The sequence below is a fragment of the Sutcliffiella horikoshii genome (genome assembly GCF_002157855.1).
Classification (GTDB): domain Bacteria; phylum Bacillota; class Bacilli; order Bacillales; family Bacillaceae_I; genus Sutcliffiella_A; species Sutcliffiella_A horikoshii_C.
Genome location: NZ_CP020880.1, coordinates 3,015,405 through 3,032,420, shown reverse-complemented (window position 1 = coordinate 3,032,420; position 17,016 = coordinate 3,015,405). Strand labels below are relative to the sequence as shown.

15 protein-coding genes are annotated in these 17,016 nt (G+C 42.5%); 14 read left to right on the top strand and 1 reads right to left on the bottom strand.

Annotated features, from left to right (window positions below; all coding sequences use genetic code 11):
- Positions 1 to 7: 7 nt before the first annotated feature.
- Positions 8 to 2,410 carry an SF1B family DNA helicase RecD2 gene (gene recD2 / locus B4U37_RS15730; RefSeq protein ID WP_088018955.1) on the top strand — a complete coding sequence of 801 codons (2,403 nt, stop codon included), beginning with the start codon at positions 8 to 10 and terminating at the stop codon, positions 2,408 to 2,410.
- 85 nt (positions 2,411 to 2,495) lie between these two features.
- On the opposite strand, the gene B4U37_RS22255 is transcribed toward recD2, so the two are convergent.
- Complete coding sequence (locus B4U37_RS22255; RefSeq protein ID WP_088018954.1) at positions 2,496 to 3,107, bottom strand: hypothetical protein; 612 nt, start codon at positions 3,105 to 3,107, stop codon at positions 2,496 to 2,498.
- 186 nt (positions 3,108 to 3,293) lie between these two features.
- Between B4U37_RS22255 and B4U37_RS15720 the strand changes: the two genes are divergently transcribed.
- The 13 genes from B4U37_RS15720 (at position 3,294) to B4U37_RS15655 (ending at position 16,994) form a co-directional block, all read left to right on the top strand.
- The gene (locus B4U37_RS15720; protein ID WP_187443832.1) at positions 3,294 to 3,767 is read left to right on the top strand and encodes a PRC-barrel domain-containing protein; all 474 of its coding nucleotides are present in this window, start codon (positions 3,294 to 3,296) and stop codon (positions 3,765 to 3,767) included.
- Positions 3,768 to 3,782: 15 nt separating this feature from the next.
- Positions 3,783 to 3,977 carry a hypothetical protein gene (locus tag B4U37_RS15715; protein ID WP_088018952.1) on the top strand — a complete coding sequence of 65 codons (195 nt, stop codon included), beginning with the start codon at positions 3,783 to 3,785 and terminating at the stop codon, positions 3,975 to 3,977.
- Between the two features lie 22 nt (positions 3,978 to 3,999).
- On the top strand, positions 4,000 to 4,155 hold the full coding sequence (locus tag B4U37_RS15710; RefSeq protein ID WP_010196047.1) for a YrzQ family protein: 156 nt from the start codon (positions 4,000 to 4,002) through the stop codon (positions 4,153 to 4,155).
- 396 nt (positions 4,156 to 4,551) lie between these two features.
- On the top strand, positions 4,552 to 5,442 hold the full coding sequence (locus B4U37_RS15700) for a nitrilase-related carbon-nitrogen hydrolase (RefSeq protein ID WP_088018950.1): 891 nt from the start codon (positions 4,552 to 4,554) through the stop codon (positions 5,440 to 5,442).
- 131 nt (positions 5,443 to 5,573) lie between these two features.
- Positions 5,574 to 6,932 carry an NAD(P)-dependent oxidoreductase gene (locus B4U37_RS15695; RefSeq protein ID WP_088020326.1) on the top strand — a complete coding sequence of 453 codons (1,359 nt, stop codon included), beginning with the start codon at positions 5,574 to 5,576 and terminating at the stop codon, positions 6,930 to 6,932.
- 24 nt (positions 6,933 to 6,956) lie between these two features.
- Positions 6,957 to 8,243 carry an NAD-dependent dihydropyrimidine dehydrogenase subunit PreA gene (preA, locus tag B4U37_RS15690; protein ID WP_088018949.1) on the top strand — a complete coding sequence of 429 codons (1,287 nt, stop codon included), beginning with the start codon at positions 6,957 to 6,959 and terminating at the stop codon, positions 8,241 to 8,243.
- A gap of 15 nt (positions 8,244 to 8,258) precedes the next feature.
- Entirely contained in the window at positions 8,259 to 9,683 is a 1,425-nt protein-coding gene (hydA, locus tag B4U37_RS15685) for a dihydropyrimidinase (RefSeq protein WP_088018948.1), read from the top strand.
- 272 nt (positions 9,684 to 9,955) lie between these two features.
- Positions 9,956 to 11,422: an NCS1 family transporter gene (locus B4U37_RS15680; protein ID WP_088018947.1), complete on the top strand. Its 1,467-nt coding sequence runs from the start codon at positions 9,956 to 9,958 to the stop codon at positions 11,420 to 11,422.
- 20 nt (positions 11,423 to 11,442) lie between these two features.
- Positions 11,443 to 11,673, top strand: coding sequence for a hypothetical protein (locus B4U37_RS15675; protein WP_010196064.1), 231 nt, complete (start codon positions 11,443 to 11,445; stop codon positions 11,671 to 11,673).
- A 72-nt stretch (positions 11,674 to 11,745) separates the two neighbouring features.
- Entirely contained in the window at positions 11,746 to 11,979 is a 234-nt protein-coding gene (locus B4U37_RS15670; RefSeq protein WP_010196066.1) for a hypothetical protein, read from the top strand.
- 166 nt (positions 11,980 to 12,145) lie between these two features.
- The gene (locus B4U37_RS15665; RefSeq protein ID WP_088018946.1) at positions 12,146 to 13,753 is read left to right on the top strand and encodes a PucR family transcriptional regulator; all 1,608 of its coding nucleotides are present in this window, start codon (positions 12,146 to 12,148) and stop codon (positions 13,751 to 13,753) included.
- Positions 13,754 to 13,919: 166 nt separating this feature from the next.
- A complete protein-coding gene (locus B4U37_RS15660) occupies positions 13,920 to 15,386 on the top strand; it encodes a CoA-acylating methylmalonate-semialdehyde dehydrogenase (protein WP_088018945.1) in 1,467 nt (488 codons plus the stop codon).
- Positions 15,387 to 15,608: 222 nt separating this feature from the next.
- Positions 15,609 to 16,994 (top strand): aspartate aminotransferase family protein, encoded by a 1,386-nt coding sequence (locus B4U37_RS15655; protein ID WP_088020324.1) that lies wholly within the window; start codon positions 15,609 to 15,611, stop codon positions 16,992 to 16,994.
- Positions 16,995 to 17,016 lie beyond the last annotated feature (22 nt).

The following is a 17,016-nucleotide window of genomic DNA, read 5'->3' as shown; positions in this document are numbered from 1 at the left end:
AAATCCCATGAAGGACCAAAAGCAGCAATCCTCCCTCGATTTGTTTGAGGAACATGAAAAGTTTATTAAAGGGTCGCATCTCGTCACCATCTTCCATAATGAATCCAATATGTATTCAGTAGTGCGAATCAGAGTGACGGAGACGAATGTTGCGTATGATGAAAAAGAAGCGGTCGTCACTGGTTATTTCCCTCGCATTCATGAAGACGAGACTTACATATTTTTTGGTCAAATGAAGGAACATCCCAGGTTTGGCCTTCAATTTCATGTAGAGCACTTTCGGAAGGACATTCCTCAAACACGACACGGTATTGTCCAATATCTTTCAAGCGATCTGTTTTCAGGTATCGGAAGAAAAACTGCCGAGAAAATTGCAGATGCACTTGGTGAAAATGCCATTTCCAAAATACTTGAGAATCCTTCTGTACTGGATACCATTCCCAAGCTTGCTGGTGATAAAGCCAAACTGCTTTATGACACGTTGATGGAACATCAAGGATTGGAACAGGTCATGATTGCCCTGTCCCAGTTTGGTTTTGGCCCGCAATTGTCCATGAAAATTTATCAAGCTTATAAAGATCAAACGATTGAAACCCTTCAAAAAAATCCGTACGAGCTGGTGGAAACAGTAGAAGGTATTGGCTTTGCCAGAGCAGATGAGCTTGGAAATCATTTCGGAATATCCGGAAATCATCCAGACCGCATCAGAGCAGGCTGCCTGTATATGCTCGAACAGCATTCTATGCAGGAAGGTCACTGTTATGTGCTTGAGGAACAACTTACAGAAGCGGTCGTCAGACTTTTGAATGAAAAGCAGCATGGCCTTGTCGCAGAGTCTGACATTTCTCGGGAAATTATGCAACTGACGGAAGAAGGAAAGCTTAAAGCAGAAGAAGGGAAAGTATATTTACCTAGCCTCTATTTTTCAGAGCAAGGTGTGGTTACCAATATCAAAAGGGTACTGGAGCAGACCCAATATGCCGACCAGTTCCCTGAGTCAGAGTTCCTCCTTGCATTAGGTGAACTAGAAGACAGATTGAAGGTACAGTATGCTCCTTCGCAAAAAGAAGCCATTCAGCAAGCATTAATGACTCCCATGCTTCTTTTGACAGGTGGGCCTGGGACAGGTAAAACGACCGTGATTAAGGGAATCGTAGAACTATACGCAGACCTTCATGGTTGTTCATTGGAACCTAATGATTACAGCAAGGATGATCCTTTTCCTATTATGCTTGTCGCCCCAACAGGTCGTGCTGCCAAACGCATGAGCGAAGCAACTGGGCTGCCTTCTCTGACTATACATAGGCTACTCGGTTGGAATGGTTCGGAAGGGTTTCAGCATGATGAAGAAAACCCCATACCAGGTAAGCTTTTGATTGTTGATGAGGTTTCGATGGTTGATATTTGGCTTGCGAATCAACTGTTTAAGTCTCTCCCTGAGGATATCCAAGTTGTATTAGTGGGAGATGAAGATCAACTTCCTTCCGTTGGTCCAGGTCAAGTATTAAAAGACTTACTCGCGTCCAGTGTGATTCCTACTGTTCAATTGACCGATATCTACAGACAGGCAGATGGTTCCTCAATCATTGAATTGGCACACGATATGAAAGACGGGGTTGTGCCGGCAGATATTTCATCTGGACAGAAGGACCGTTCTTTTATCAAATGCGGACAATCACAAATATTGGATGTAGTAAAAAAAGTATGTGCAAACGCGCAAAGTAAAGGCTATACTGCTCGGGATATCCAGGTGCTTGCACCAATGTATAGAGGGACAGCTGGGATAGATAAACTTAATGAAATGCTCCAAGAACTTTTCAATCCCAAAAGTGAGCAGCGGCGTGAGTTAAGTTTTGGGGATGTGGTGTACCGGACAGGTGATAAAGTCTTGCAGCTTGTCAATCAACCGGAAAGTCATGTTTTTAACGGTGACATCGGTGAAGTGGTTTCCATCTTTTACGCGAAGGAAAATACAGAAAAACAAGATATGGTCATCGTTTCTTTTGATGGCAATGAAGTTACTTATACCAAGCAGGATCTTGGGCAGATAACTCACGCATATTGTTGTTCCATACATAAGTCCCAAGGAAGTGAATTTCCGATTGTCGTATTGCCTGTAGTGAAAAGTTATTACAGGATGCTCAGGCGTAATCTACTGTATACTGCTGTGACACGTGCCAAGCGTTTTTTAATTCTTTGCGGCGAAGAAGAAGCCTTAAAACTTGGTGTGCAACGGGCCGATGAAATGGCAAGGCAAACATCGTTAAAAGACAGACTTCAAATGAAGCAGTCTGAAGCTTTACCAGATGATGAAGTCATTGATCCTGTTCTTCAAGAGGTCCCTTTCTGGAAAGACGCCAACATCGGCATGGAAAACGTCAGTCCATATGACTTTATGGATGAAGAATAATGAATGTAATCAATAGGGTAAATACCAATGGGAAAGAAGCTTGTCCACCAATGGGCAAGCTTCTTTCGGTTATAACTTGTTCATCTTACTGTTTGATTTCTGCAGCAGTAAAAGTGATAGGGCCGTAGGCAAAGACGCTTAAGTCGTCAGAAAACGGACCTTTTTGAGCTGTCAGATAATAGGTCACATTCTTTGCATCAGTAGGAACCACATCCACAAACTGAGTAACTGATTCTGTTGCGTCATCGTTTCCTTCTGCGTCAACTTCTACAATGCTTTGATAAATTAGATTTGCTGGAGAGATGTTCCCCCGATAAATTCTTGTAAATACATCTGCAAATTCCGGCGAGTTGTTGTTTACATGGTAAAGGCCATTTAGCCATACGACATTCCCTTTTTCGACATCCTTCAGAGTGGCTGTAGCAATGACTTGTGGTTGCGTACTTAGGGGGAACGTTAGAGGTAACGGTAGTTCTGTAATGGGGTCGGATGTTTCATAAGCAAATTCCACTAATTTTGAACTTTCCTTTTTGTGGTCTTTTTTGTCATGCTTGTCACAATGCTCCTTCTTGTCATGCTTCTTATCATGCTTGTCACAATGGTCCTTTTTATCATGCTTATTGTAGTCGAATTCTGCTGCGTCATCTTCCATAACCACTTTGTGTTCATTTTTGTAGTAATAATAATATTTAGGCATATATTTTCACCTCCTTTAATTGAATTCTATACATACTATTCGACTTACGAAATACTGCTTGGTCAAAGGTGGAATAAATTGGCCTGTTTTTGAATTGAAACACCTATTTTAAAATGGAAAACCTTTCGCGGTATGAGGAGAATCAATCAGACAAAAGCTAGTAATGTTCGAAAAGAGGTGGATTCTTTGAGAACATTTTCTCGAGTGATTGGGATGCTAATTTACGATATGGCATCAGGGAATAAGATTGGCCGGGTAAAAGATCTTTGTATAGAAGAACCAGGGCACATTAATGGACTGATCATCGATGGAAAAGGCCTGTTCCAACGAGCCAAGTTTCTACCCTTTGAATACATTCATTCGTTTGGCGAGGAAGCAATCATGGTGGGAGAACATGCTCTTACACCCATTGCCAAAAAGGACGGACAAGTGTATTATCACCATTTTCACGGGATAAAAGGGAAGTCTTTTATAACCGGAGAAGGGGATAAGCTCGGGCTGTTGGATGATGTATATTTCGAAGAGGAAACGGGCACAATCGTAGGATATGAGGTAACGGACGGTTTTTTCGCAGATTTGTCGGAGGGAAAGAAAATTGTAAAGAATCCTTCAGATCTTATCATCGGAAAAGATACCGTCGTCGTTTCTGTACTATCCTAACGCGAGGTGTCAATGATGGTCCTTAGTTGTCCTAATTGCAAAAGTAAAGATATCGGTAAAATCGGTGTGAATCAGTATTATTGTTGGGGTTGTTTTATTGAGCTTTCCGTATCCAAAGGAATGGTCCATACTCATCAGGTGGAAGAGGATGGAACGTTGAGTTCTTTGGATGATTTGTTTCATGAAGACGATCGACAAATTAGTATGTAACTAAAACTTGGGAGTGAGTCGCATGAACAGAGCTATGACATCCTTGTTAATGATCGGCCTTGGAGCCGCTGCCACTCGACTTAGCCGAAATAATGACGTGCAAAACTTTTTGGGAGATATGACTTCCAAACGTAATATGAAGAAGATGAGAAAGCAAGCAAAGAAATTGTTTTCTTAATGTGAAGCCCGTTCCTTTTATAGGAGCGGGTTTTTTACTTAATTTCTAGCTGTTGATTGGAGCAAAAGGCGAAGACTCCTGAGGGAGATAGCGCTAGGTGGAGACCCCGCAGGCTTGCCGAGGAGGCTCCAGCAGCGCCCCTAGGAAAGCAAAGCCATTTGCGGAAATCAACAGCGGAGTTAAAGCAACACTTAATTACATTTCCGCTGACTTCTGCGCGCCTTCCACTCCAATCAACTAGGTTACTGCCATTTTACATTGTGGACAGTCTTGCCCTTGTATCATTTAACATTATGTATAGTGAAAAACAAGCCTAAAGACAGTAGAATATACATAAAGTTCTAATTATTCTAATAATTTATTTTTCGCATGCAATCATCAAAGGGAGGTTCTTATATGTCCGACAAAGTGATGATAGGTTTAATTCAAGCATCCAATGATGTGGATGGTTCGGAGGCCGTTGCGGTCCATAAAAAGGCGGCTATCGAAAAGCATATCAACCTTGTTAGAGATGCAAAAGCGAAGGGCGCGCAGATTATCTGTCTTCAGGAAATCTTTTATGGTCCATACTTTTGCAGTGAACAGAATGCCAAGTGGTACGAGGCTGCCGAGGAAATACCGAATGGTCCTACAACAAAACTATTCCAAGACCTTGCAAAGGAGCTTGGTGTAGTAATAGTCCTTCCAATCTATGAGCGAGAAGGCATTGCCACGTATTACAACACGGCAGCAGTAATTGATGCAGATGGCAAGTATCTCGGAAAATACCGTAAACAACATATTCCTCAAGTTGGGGTAGGAGATCAAGGCCACGGCTTCTGGGAAAAATTTTATTTCAAACCGGGCAACCTTGGATATCCGATTTTTGATACAGCATATGCAAAAGTTGGTGTGTACATATGCTATGACAGACATTTTCCTGAGGGTGCAAGACTGCTTGGTTTAAAAGGTGCTGAAATCGTCTTTAACCCTTCCGCTACAGTGGCCGGTCTCTCAGAATACTTATGGAAATTGGAGCAACCTGCACATGCAGTGGCAAATGGCTATTATGTCGGTGCCATCAACAGGGTTGGGGTGGAAGGTCCATGGAAAATGGGCGAGTTTTATGGACAGTCCTATCTGGTTGACCCAAGAGGATCCTTCGTTTCCATCGGCAGCAGAGATCAAGACGAAGTAATCATTGGTGAAATGAACAAAAAATTAATCCGTGAAGTGAGAGATGTGTGGCAATTTTACCGTGACAGAAGACCGGAGACATATGAAGAAATGACCGCACTTTTGCCGTAAAGGACAAGAGGTAATTCATTCGCAGTTTGTGAACCTGATTCCAGTAGTTAATATTGGGCACATCCGTCGATATGAGTTGCCTTTTTTTCTTGCGAGAATGGATAAAGGGGAGTGGGTATGTGAAAGGGGCAATGAAACGAATTGATTTAGAAGATTTAACGGTGAATTTTATGGAAGCAAAACCTGGTCTAACAGATCGGGAAGCGTTGGAGGAGGCTAACCGCTGTTTATATTGCTACGATGCACCTTGTATTGTAGCGTGCCCGACAAGTATTGATATTCCTTCTTTTATCAAAAAAATTGCTTCAGGTAACTTAAAAGGTTCCGCCAAAACAATTATGAGTGCCAATCCTGTCGGAGCAAGCTGTTCGAGGGTATGCCCGACGGAGGAGTTGTGTGAAGGGGCATGCGTTCTTAATCATCATACAAAACCAATTGCAATAGGCGATCTTCAACGCTATGCAACAGACTGGGCCATTCGAAACGAGCAGGTTCTTTTCCAAAAAGGGAAATCCAACGGAAAAAAAGTAGCGATTGTCGGTGGGGGGCCAGCGGGGCTTTCTGCAGCTCGTGAACTGGCTCTACTTGGATTTCAAGTCACTATTTTTGAAGCAGAGAAAGAAGCAGGAGGCCTGAATACGTATGGAATTGTTTCCTTCCGCCTACCTAAAAGTGTTTCTTTTTGGGAAGTGGAACAGGTTAAAAGCTTAGATGTGGAGATACGAACCAATACAAGAGTGGGAGTGGACATATCAGTAGATGATATTCTGACTCACTATGATGGTGTTATTTTAGCTGTCGGCATGGCCAGTGTCCCGATGCTAGGTATTGACGGCGAAAATCTAAATGGAGTGTATGATGCCATTGATTTTGTAAAAGAAACAAAAACCACTAGCATTACAGATAAATTCAAAGGGAAAAATGTCGTGGTCATTGGTGCCGGAAATACTGCAATCGATGGTGCGACATGTTCAGTTCGGCTTGGTGCAGAAAATGTAAAAATTCTTTATCGCAGGACGCAAGAAGAGATGACTGCTTATGACTTTGAGTATGAGTTTGCAAAGCAGGATGGTGTAGAATTCCGCTGGCTTACAGCGCCAAGTAAAATTATCGGAAACGAAAAAGGCGAAGTCACGGCCATTGAATGCGTAAGAATGGAGCTTGGGGCGCCTGGGGCTGACGGTAGAAGAAGACCAATGAAAGTGGATGGTTCCGAATTCACATTGCAAGTTGATGCTGTCATTAAGGCAATCGGTCAGACCAGATACACCAATCTTATAGAGCAATTCGGTCTCATTCATGACGATGGAGTAGTGAAGATAGACAAACGTACCCATCAAACCTCTAATGATAAAATATTTGCCTGTGGCGATGTCGTTTTCGGTAAGGGCCAAGGAGAGGCAATGGTGGTAACTGCTGCGGAACAAGGAAAACTCACAGCATATGCTCTGTATGAAAAATTTGTAAAAAACAAGGTGGAGACGGCCTGAAAAATAGTGTGAGGGGGAAAGCATTTGGCAGATCTATCAATAAATTTGGCAGGTATTAAAGCACCTAATCCATTCTGGCTCGCTTCAGCACCGCCAACTAATTCGGGATATCAGGTGCAGCGTGCTTTTGAAGCAGGGTGGGGAGGCGCTGTATGGAAGACGCTTGGTGATCCGATTATTAATGTGTCTTCTCGGTTTGCTGCAGTCAGTTTTAATGGACAGAGAGTAGCGGGTTTCAACAATATTGAGCTCATTACCGACAGACCTTTAGAAGTGAACTTAAGAGAAATAGAAGAAACCAAAAAGAAGTTTCCAGATCGAGCGGTCATTGCCTCTTTGATGGTAGAACCAAAACAAGAAAAATGGCATGAAATTGTGAAAAAGGTGGAAGCGGTAGGAGTGGATGGACTGGAGTTGAACTTCGGCTGTCCGCACGGAATGGCTGAAAGGGGAATGGGTTCTGCATCCGGTCAGGTTCCGGACCTTGTCGAAAAGCAAACCTATTGGGCAAAAGAAGCAGCAAATACACCTGTCATCGTTAAATTGACACCAAACATCACCGACATCACAGTGACGGCAGAGGCAGCAGTTAGAGGAGGAGCGGACGCTGTCAGTATGATCAATACAATCAACAGCCTCGCTGGTGTGGATCTTGATAGTTGGAACACTATACCTCATGTGGGCGGTAAAGGGGCCCATGGCGGGTATTGCGGGCCAGCTGTAAAACCAATCGCACTGAATATGGTGGGGGAATGTGCAAGAAACCCAAGAATAAATGTTCCGATCTCCGGAATGGGCGGTGTCTCTAACTGGCAAAATGCGGTGGAGTTTATGCTAATGGGGGCAACTGGTGTTCAAATCTGTACCGCAGCTATGCATCATGGATTCCGAATTGTGGAAGACATGTTGGATGGGCTGAATAATTACCTAGATGAAAAAGGAATTGCCAGGGTGATGGACCTTGTAGGAAAATCTGTACCGAAATATTCGGACTGGGGAAATCTTGATTTGAACTACAAGATTGTGGCAAGAATCAATCAGGATACCTGTATTAACTGCAATAAATGCCATATCGCCTGTGAAGATACTTCCCACCAGTGTATTGATATGTTGAAGGATTCCTCAGGAAAATCATATTTGCAAGTAAGAGAAGAAGATTGTGTAGGGTGTAACCTTTGCTCTATTGTCTGCCCGGTGGAAGACGCTATCACCATGGTGGAGCTGCCACATGAACAACCGCCAATGACATGGAATGACAGGCAATCTGCTCTTGGTTTATTGAAACAATGCGAAGTGGATACGGTTAAATAAGGGGGAATGAATAAAATGGCAGCAAAAAAACTAATAAAGAACGGAATCATTGTGACAGCAAGCGACCAGTATGAAGCAGATATTTTAATTGACGGGGAAACGATCTCTTCTATCGGACTCAACCTTTCCTCAGCGGATGCGGAAGTGATTGATGCGAAAGGCTGTTATATCTTTCCTGGTGCGATTGATCCTCATACACACTTGGATATGCCCTTTGGGGGAACTGTTACAAAAGATGATTTTGAAAGTGGAACAATGGCCGCAGCTTTTGGAGGAACGACATCCATCATTGATTTTTGCCTTACAGAAAAGGGTCGTCCACTTAAAGATGCGATTAAAACTTGGCATGAGAAGTCAAAGGATAAAGCGGTTATCGACTATAGCTTTCATTTAATGATTGGTGAAATGAATGAAACGGTCATGAAGGAGCTTCCACAAGTAATTGAAAAAGAAGGCATCACTTCTTTTAAAGTATTTATGGCTTATAAAAATGTGTTCCAGGCAGATGATGCAACCCTCTTTCATACGTTAAAGGCGGCGAAGGACCTTGGTGCTCTTGTCATGGTTCACGCAGAAAATGGAGATGTTATTGATTACTTAACAAAGGAAGCATTGGAAAACGGAAATACAGACCCAATTTACCATGCCTTAACAAGGCCTCCTGAAGTGGAAGGGGAAGCAACTGGAAGGGCTGCCCAACTTACTTCGCTTGCAGATTCTCAGCTTTATGTGGTTCATGTGTCCTGTGCTGAAGCGGTAGAGAAGATTGCCGAAGCAAGAAACAAAGGGGTGGAAATCTGGGGAGAAACCTGTCCGCAATACTTGGCTCTTGATAAAAGCTATTTAGAAAAACCGAACTTTGAAGGTGCCAAATATGTCTGGTCCCCTCCTTTGCGTGATAAATGGCATCAAGAAGTTTTATGGAATGCCTTAAAAAGCGGTCAGCTTCAGACACTTGGCTCTGATCAATGCTCGTTTGACTTTGAAGGACAAAAAACGCTAGGAAAAGGTGACTTTACAAAAATACCAAATGGAGGGCCGATGATCGAAGACAGGGTCAGCATTCTGTTTTCAGAAGGTGTGAAAAAAGGGCGGATATCCATCAATCAGTTCGTCGACATTGTTTCCACAAGAGTCGCAAAGCTTTTTGGAATGTTTCCAAAAAAAGGCACCATTTCCGTTGGAGCTGATGCCGATATCGTCATTTTTGACCCGAACCATGAAAGGGTGATATCCGCTACGACCCACCATATGGCTGTTGATTATAATGCATTTGAAGGAATGAAAATCACCGGTGAACCTGTTTCTGTACTCGTGCGAGGTGACTTTGTCGTTCGAGATAAGCAATTTGTCGGTAAAGCAGGAAGCGGGCAATATATTAAACGCAACAGATATGGAGCAGCATCCCAACTGAAACAGAACGAGACCTTGTCCATCTAACCCAACTAACCTAACAATTCTATTCAACCAACCTCCGTATGCTTGACCTACACAATCACCCTAGGTCAAGCATTTGTTATATAACAAAAAAGATTTCCTTGCAGTTCGAAGTGCAGGGTGAGAGACTCTCTCCGGCGGGAGGTAGCGGTAGGTTGAGACCCCTGAAGCGTTGGGAGGAGGCTCAAGCACACGCCCCCCGTGGAAAGCGATCACCCGGAACGCAGAACTGCAAGAGTTGAAAGATACTTTAAATTTTAAAATGGGGTGTTGTTATGAAAAAGAATGAAAGTTACTTAAAATCGCCAGACCTACTCCCAATCTCTCACGCAAACAGAAAAATCGGCACAGTCGGATTTGCAGTCATGTGGGTCGGGATGGCAGTCGTACTCGCTGCCTTTGCAATAGGAGGAGCAGGCGTACAAAGCTTATCGCTTGGCTGGGTAATCGTTGCTACCATCATCGGTAGCGTAGCCATTGGATTGTTCATGACCATTACAGGGGATATAGGAATTGAACACGGACTCTCTTTCCCGGTTTATATGCGGGCACCATTCGGAACGATAGGAACACATATCCCTTCTATCATCCGTGGCTTGGCGGCATCCTTTTGGTTTGGTATCAACACCTACTTTGGCGCCACCGCCATGAATGCCATACTATTTACACTAACAGGATTTGATAACTGGTTTGTGTGTTTTCTCATTTTTGCAGCTGTTCAACTACTTAATACCGCACTTGGCATTAAAGCGGTTGAGCGCTTTGCTGATCTTGCAGCACCAATCATAATCATCATTTCTGCCTGGATGTACACCACCCTATCTGATAGAGCACTGGATCAAGGCAGGGAAGTATGGTCGTGGATCGAAAGCCCGGTAACAGGAGGAGCTGCCGTAACAGCTTTCCTGATAGTCATATTCAGTAACATGGGATTCTGGGCAACATTGGCAGCAGATATTCCATCTATCTCGCGTTTCATTAAAGCACCTAAATATGAACGAAACTGGTTAAAACGAAACAAATCCAGCATTGTCGGAAGCGTCATTGCCTTGCCGATTACACAAACATTCATGGTAGCCATCGGCGGTGTTTCATATATTGCCGTATCAAACTATGATCCTGTTGTCGCGTTGCAGGAGGCAGCCAGTGGAATTGTTCTAGGTGTTCTTTTATTAATGATTATTTTTGCCCAATGGTCTACCAATGCTTCAGCCAACCTTATCCCGGCTGCAACCATTTTTTCCAATGTTGGAGGTCCAAAAGTTCCGTTCTGGGCTGGTGTTGTCATCGCTGGGATAGTAGGTTCTGTTGTTCAACCTTGGAACCTTTTTGGAATATTAATTCCGGTTTTATTGGTTGTTGGGGGAATTCTTTCAGCAATCGTGGGGATTCTGTTTGCGGATTACTATTTATTGAGGAAACGCCGCGTGAACGTGCATGATCTTTATGAAAACAATGGTCAGTTCAAATATACAAAAGGCTTTAATCTAGCAGGATTTATTTCTTGGTTTGTAGGAGGAGCGGCAGCATACTATCTTGCAAACTATTCGTTTATTGTCGGTTTTGTAGTGGGTGGGGGTCTATATTATATTCTTGCAAAATATTGGTACTTTAAAAAGTATCAGCAGGCTGAAATTGAGGATCCTGATGATGAGAAGTATCTTGGAATTACAGTTGGTAGAGACTGGGTTATCTTGGACGAAGCGGAAACTTATGACGAACCAAAAGAACTTTCAAGTTAACCTGTTAGGAGGAATATAATTTGAGTGATTATCAACAATATATAGCAGAAAAAGAAAAGATAGATTTTTTCATAAATAAAGGGTTTCGTATTAAAGATGTAGAAGAGAACTTAGAAGGCTCCTTTCTTGTTCTGGAACGAAACGATGGTAAGAAAGAGATTTCCCATGAAGAGACCCTACACATTAAGCATGCAGATTCAAGGAAGTACTTTGCCTCCCTATTGATTAAGCAACAACGGCAAGAAAATTAACGAAACCTTCATAGTTTGATCTTGCTGCGAATAAAATCATGCAAACTGCATCGTGAAAGGAGTATTCTTTATATGGAGTATCAATTGAAATGCAAAGAGAGCGCCTACCCTTGCGAGGTAACAATTGATGAAGACAACAACAGGTTCACCATCCGCAAAGCAGATTCTAGTGGCGAGTTTTTTAATTCACCTGAAGAACTTGTCAATTGGATTTTGGAAAACTGGGATTCAAGCGACTTTAATGATGAAGGTGAATTTCAAGAAATGGTCCAGGAGATTCAGTTATATTTTCCGATAAATAATTAAGAGACAAAAGATGACATGTGGAGAAAAGGCCAACATGTCATCTTTTGTGTATTTTTGTCAGAATATTTAATTAAATAACACCCTTGATTACGTTATAATTAAAGTATCGTTTTAGGACCTAGTCATACATAAAGGTAGCAACCATTTTAGAAAAAGAGGTGAATACATGAAAACCATGTTGTCCCTACAGGAGATCATGAAGCGGAAGCAATTTGAAAAATCTGAGGTAGTCGCAGGGAAACAAGGCATCCACCGTCAAGTAAAATGGGTGCATGTCGTGGAAATCACCAATATAGAAAAGTTGTTGAATGGACAAGAACTAATTTTATCCACTGGGGTTTCTTTTGGAAATAATATGGAGAAATTTAAGTCGTTTGTTCAGCAGCTTATAAACTGTCAGGCTGCCGGATTGTGTATTGAAAAAGGTGCCTATATCCCCTCCATCCCACAAGAAATCATTAACTTAGCTAATGCACAAGCATTCCCTCTCATCCTCTTTCATCAGGAAGTGTCATTTGTAGATATTACGCAAGATATTCATTCTGTGTTGATTAACCAGCAATATCAAATGATCTCTCAACTCGAAAGTTACTCTCAAACGTTGAACAAGAAACTTTTGACCATTACCCATGAAATGCAAATACTACATTATTTGCAAGAACATTTGGAAACTCAAATTATATATGAAAATAAATCGGGAGAAAGGTTCTTCATACCGGACGTTCCTATTCACGAGCGGAAAAAAATCGTATGCTCGATGAATGCTGATCTTTTGAAAGAAAGGTACTTAAGGGAGTCTGTTCAAGTAATGGACAAGCAACATGGCATCATACATATTCTTTCTCACGACCGTGTGTTGAGCGAGTTCGATCATTTACTATTAGATCGAACCATCACAGCGCTTGCTCAGCATATTTTAAGAGGATTGTATGTGGAGGAGAAAAGAAGACTTGAAGAAAGCGAGTGGCTTCGCAGTTGGCTTGAAGGTGGTCAGAGCAAAGAATCCATCCGGGATTTCCTTGGTCGAAATGAGGCTGTTTTTCATAAAGGCGGAGTGGTACTTCTTTGTAAAAAGAAAAACCAACATGCCCCGGCGCTGGACAAAACTTATTTAACCCTTTTATTTCGCTCCATCTTTGAACAACAAGGTTTCTCTGTGTTCTTTACAGAAATGAAAAATACGCTAACGGTCATTCTTATAAACAGAAGAGAGGAGAAAGGTTGGAAGGATAGGCTATCTGAAGGAGTAGCCAACATTCTCGGCAAACAAAAGGACTCCAAAGGAAATTATTCACTCCGTTTTGCTGTTGGGAAATATGTTCTGCCTCTTGATCAACTATCCAAAAGTTATCAGTCTTCATGGGAGGCTATGCAAATTCAGGAGCAACTGTTGAAGGATGAATATTTCTCCTTTTTTGAGGACCTTCATATTTACCGCTTGATTTCTTTCATGCAAAAACATCATGATCTTCGTGATTTTGTCATGGAATATTTGGAGCCTGTCATTATTTATGATCAAAAGCATAATGGGAAGCTTCTTGAGACGTTGAAGATCTATCTCTCCTGCAATGGTTCTAAAAAAGAGACGGCAAGTAAGCTCTATATTGTTAGACAGACTCTCTATCATCGGATCCAAAAACTTGAAAGCTTACTTGGGGAGGACTTCATGACTTCTGAAAAAAGGCTTGTGATTGAGTTCATGGTAATGGTATATGAATATTTGAACACAACCAATTCGTATTTAGACGGAGATAGTAAAACATTTAGTTTTTAAAATGCTGACAAAGTTGGTTTCCTGAAGGGACCAACTTTTTTTCTGCCAAAATGTCAGGAACGAAACCTTATCCATTTTACATTTTGTCTAATGAAAGCCTTTCTATTTTGTCAGATAATAGTCATAAGTTCTAAATATTCTATTAACGAATGAGGAGGACAATATTATGGCAATTACTTCAAAAGACACAAGGGTATTGCAAAATTTCATAGATGGAAAATGGGTGGATTCCAAAGGTTCAGAGAAGATGGAAGTCATCAATCCCGCAACAAAAGAATGTTTGGTAAAGGTGCCGATATCTACCAAAGAAGATGTAGAGGAGGCAGTGAAGGCAGCCAAGCTGGCATTTAAAACATGGAAGGATATGCCTGTACCTAAACGTGCACGCATCATGTATGCCTACCATCACCTATTAACAAAAAATCATGACGAACTGGCAAAGTTAATTGTTCTTGAAAACGGAAAAGCGTTCAAAGAAGCACATGGAGAAGTGCAGAGAGGGTTGGAGTGTGTAGAGTTTGCAGCTGGTGCACCAACATTGATGATGGGGGAGACCTTATCCAATATTGCGGAAGATATTGATTCTAGCATGTACAGATACCCGCTGGGAGTTGTAGGCGGAATAACGCCTTTTAACTTTCCAATGATGGTTCCGCTATGGATGTTCCCGCTTGCCATCGCTTGTGGTAATACATTTGTTTTGAAGCCTTCAGAACGGACCCCGATGCTTGCCAATCGATTGGTCGAGTTGTTTACAGAAGCAGGAGCACCAGACGGAGTGTTGAATATTGTCCACGGTGCACATGATGTAGTCAATGGGCTGTTAGATCATGAGGATGTTAAAGCTATATCCTTTGTAGGATCCCAGCCGGTTGCAAAATATGTGTTTGAAACTGCCGCCAAAAATGGGAAGCGGGTTCAGGCATTATCTGGTGCGAAAAACCACCATGTCGTCATGCCGGATGCCAACATAGAAAAAGCTGCTCAACATATTTTAACCTCTGCATTTGGAAGTGCTGGGCAGCGTTGCATGGCATGCAGTGCAGTAGTGGTGGTCGGTGATAATGATTCATTTGTGGAAGAGCTGAAAAACAAATCAAATTCCCTGACAATCGGTAATGGTATGGATGAAGACGTATTGCTGACACCGGTTATTAGGGAAAGTCACAGAGAAAAAGTACTAGGCTATATTAAAAAGGGCGTTTCCGAAGGAGCTTCTCTGATTCGCGATGGGCGGAAAGAAATGGATGAAATGACAGAAGGAAATTACCTTGGGCCAACCATCTTTGATCATGTGACCCCAGAAATGACGATTGCCAAGGAAGAGATCTTTGCTCCTGTACTTAGTCTCTTGCGGGCAAAAGACCTTGACGAGGCGCTTGCTCATATCGAAAAATCCCGATTCGGAAATGGCGCAACCATCTACACAAAAGATGCCAAGGCTGTAAGGCAGTTCAGGGAAGAAGCGGATGCTGGAATGATCGGTGTCAATGTAGGAGTTCCTGCAACCATGGCATTTTTCCCATTCTCCGGCTGGAAAGATTCGTTTTACGGCGACCTACATGTAAACGGAAAAGACGGCGTCAACTTCTTCACCCGTAAAAAAATGATCACATCAAGATACGATTTTTAAAATAAGGTGTAGAGTATAGAAAAGTTTTCTAGCTGGTGATTGGAGCAAAAGGCGTAGACTCCTCGAAAATGCTACGCATTTTCTTCGTGCGATGCATCGCTGTCGAAGCTTTCCTTGTCCTGCGGGGGAGTAGCGACAATGTTGAGACTCCGCAGGGAACCGAGGAGGCTCAAGGTCGCCCCGCGGAAAGCGAAGCCATTTGGGGAAATCACCAGCGGTGTAATGAAGATAGAAAGGGTGTTTCCGTTGGCTAAAATAAATCAAACGCAAGAACAAAGTTTATTGGCTCAAGATGACCGCTATCTATGGCATTCCATGAAACCCTATAGTCCCTCCTCCACCATGGTAGTAAAAGAAGCAAAAGGCGCTTGGATCACCGATATCGATGGAAACCGTTATTTGGACGGGATGTCAGGGCTTTGGTGTGTCAACGTCGGCTATGGCAGAACGGAACTTGCAGAAGCGGCGTACGAACAGCTGAAAGAACTCGCTTATTTTCCACTAACACAAAGTCACGTCCCGGCAATAAAACTTGCTGAAAAACTTAACGAGTGGCTTGGAGAAGATTATGTCATTTTCTTTTCCAACAGCGGATCGGAAGCAAATGAAACAGCCTTTAAAATTGCAAGACAATATCATGCTCAGCGCGGTGAGAGCAACCGCTATAAAATTGTATCCAGATACCGTTCTTATCACGGAAACACCATGGGTTCATTAGCAGCAACAGGCCAGGCGCAACGAAAATATAAATATGAACCACTGGCACCAGGGTTTGTACACATCCCTCCTCCCGACACGTATAGAATGGAAGATGCGCAAACAGGAGATCCCATGAGGATGAGATGCGTAAAAGACGTGGATCAAGTGATGACTTGGGAGCTCAGCGAGACCATTGCAGCAATGATCATGGAACCAATCATTACAGGCGGAGGAATCCTCACTCCACCAGACAGCTACATGGGAGCAGTCTCTGAAATCTGTAAAAAGCATGGTGCCCTTTTGATTGTAGATGAAGTGATTTGCGGTTTTGGAAGAACAGGAAAGCCATTTGGATTCATGAATTATGGCGTGAAACCAGACATCATCACCATGGCCAAAGGCATTACAAGTGCCTATCTGCCCCTTTCGGCCACTGCAGTGAAAAAAGAAATCTATGACCAATTCAAAGGATCTGAGGAATATGACTACCTGCGCCATGTGAATACTTTTGGGGGCAGTCCGGCATCATGTGCTTTGGCATTAAAAAACCTTGAAATAATGGAAAATGAAAAGCTGATAGAGCGCTCTGCAGAAAAAGGGGCAATATTATTAAGCGAACTCAAATCCCGCCTGTCTGATCATCCCTTTGTTGGAGATGTCCGGGGAAAAGGGCTGTTAATAGGATTGGAACTTGTTAAAAACAAGGAAACAAAAGAGCCGATTGAAATAGACAAGATTAACGGAGTCATTGCCGCATGTAAAAAGAGGGGCTTAATAGTTGGAAAAAACGGAGCGACCGTGGCTGGATTTAATAATGTCCTTACTCTGTCACCACCTCTGTCCATCAGTGATGAAGACCTGCAATTTATTATGAAAACGGTGGCCGATTCTATTTCAGAGTTGAAGTAAATAACGTATAAATACCTTTAAC

Coding starts and splice junctions, on each gene's coding strand:
- B4U37_RS15715 (WP_088018952.1), top strand. CDS start 3,783: ATGGTCCTTAGTTGTCCTAATTGCAAAAGTAAAGATATCGGTAAAATC.
- recD2 (WP_088018955.1), top strand. CDS start 8: ATGAAGGACCAAAAGCAGCAATCCTCCCTCGATTTGTTTGAGGAACAT.
- hydA (WP_088018948.1), top strand. CDS start 8,259: ATGGCAGCAAAAAAACTAATAAAGAACGGAATCATTGTGACAGCAAGC.
- B4U37_RS22255 (WP_088018954.1), bottom strand. CDS start 3,107: ATGCCTAAATATTATTATTACTACAAAAATGAACACAAAGTGGTTATG.
- B4U37_RS15660 (WP_088018945.1), top strand. CDS start 13,920: ATGGCAATTACTTCAAAAGACACAAGGGTATTGCAAAATTTCATAGAT.
- B4U37_RS15695 (WP_088020326.1), top strand. CDS start 5,574: ATGAAACGAATTGATTTAGAAGATTTAACGGTGAATTTTATGGAAGCA.
- B4U37_RS15700 (WP_088018950.1), top strand. CDS start 4,552: ATGTCCGACAAAGTGATGATAGGTTTAATTCAAGCATCCAATGATGTG.
- B4U37_RS15655 (WP_088020324.1), top strand. CDS start 15,609: ATGAAGATAGAAAGGGTGTTTCCGTTGGCTAAAATAAATCAAACGCAA.
- B4U37_RS15665 (WP_088018946.1), top strand. CDS start 12,146: ATGAAAACCATGTTGTCCCTACAGGAGATCATGAAGCGGAAGCAATTT.
- B4U37_RS15710 (WP_010196047.1), top strand. CDS start 4,000: ATGAACAGAGCTATGACATCCTTGTTAATGATCGGCCTTGGAGCCGCT.
- B4U37_RS15680 (WP_088018947.1), top strand. CDS start 9,956: ATGAAAAAGAATGAAAGTTACTTAAAATCGCCAGACCTACTCCCAATC.
- B4U37_RS15670 (WP_010196066.1), top strand. CDS start 11,746: ATGGAGTATCAATTGAAATGCAAAGAGAGCGCCTACCCTTGCGAGGTA.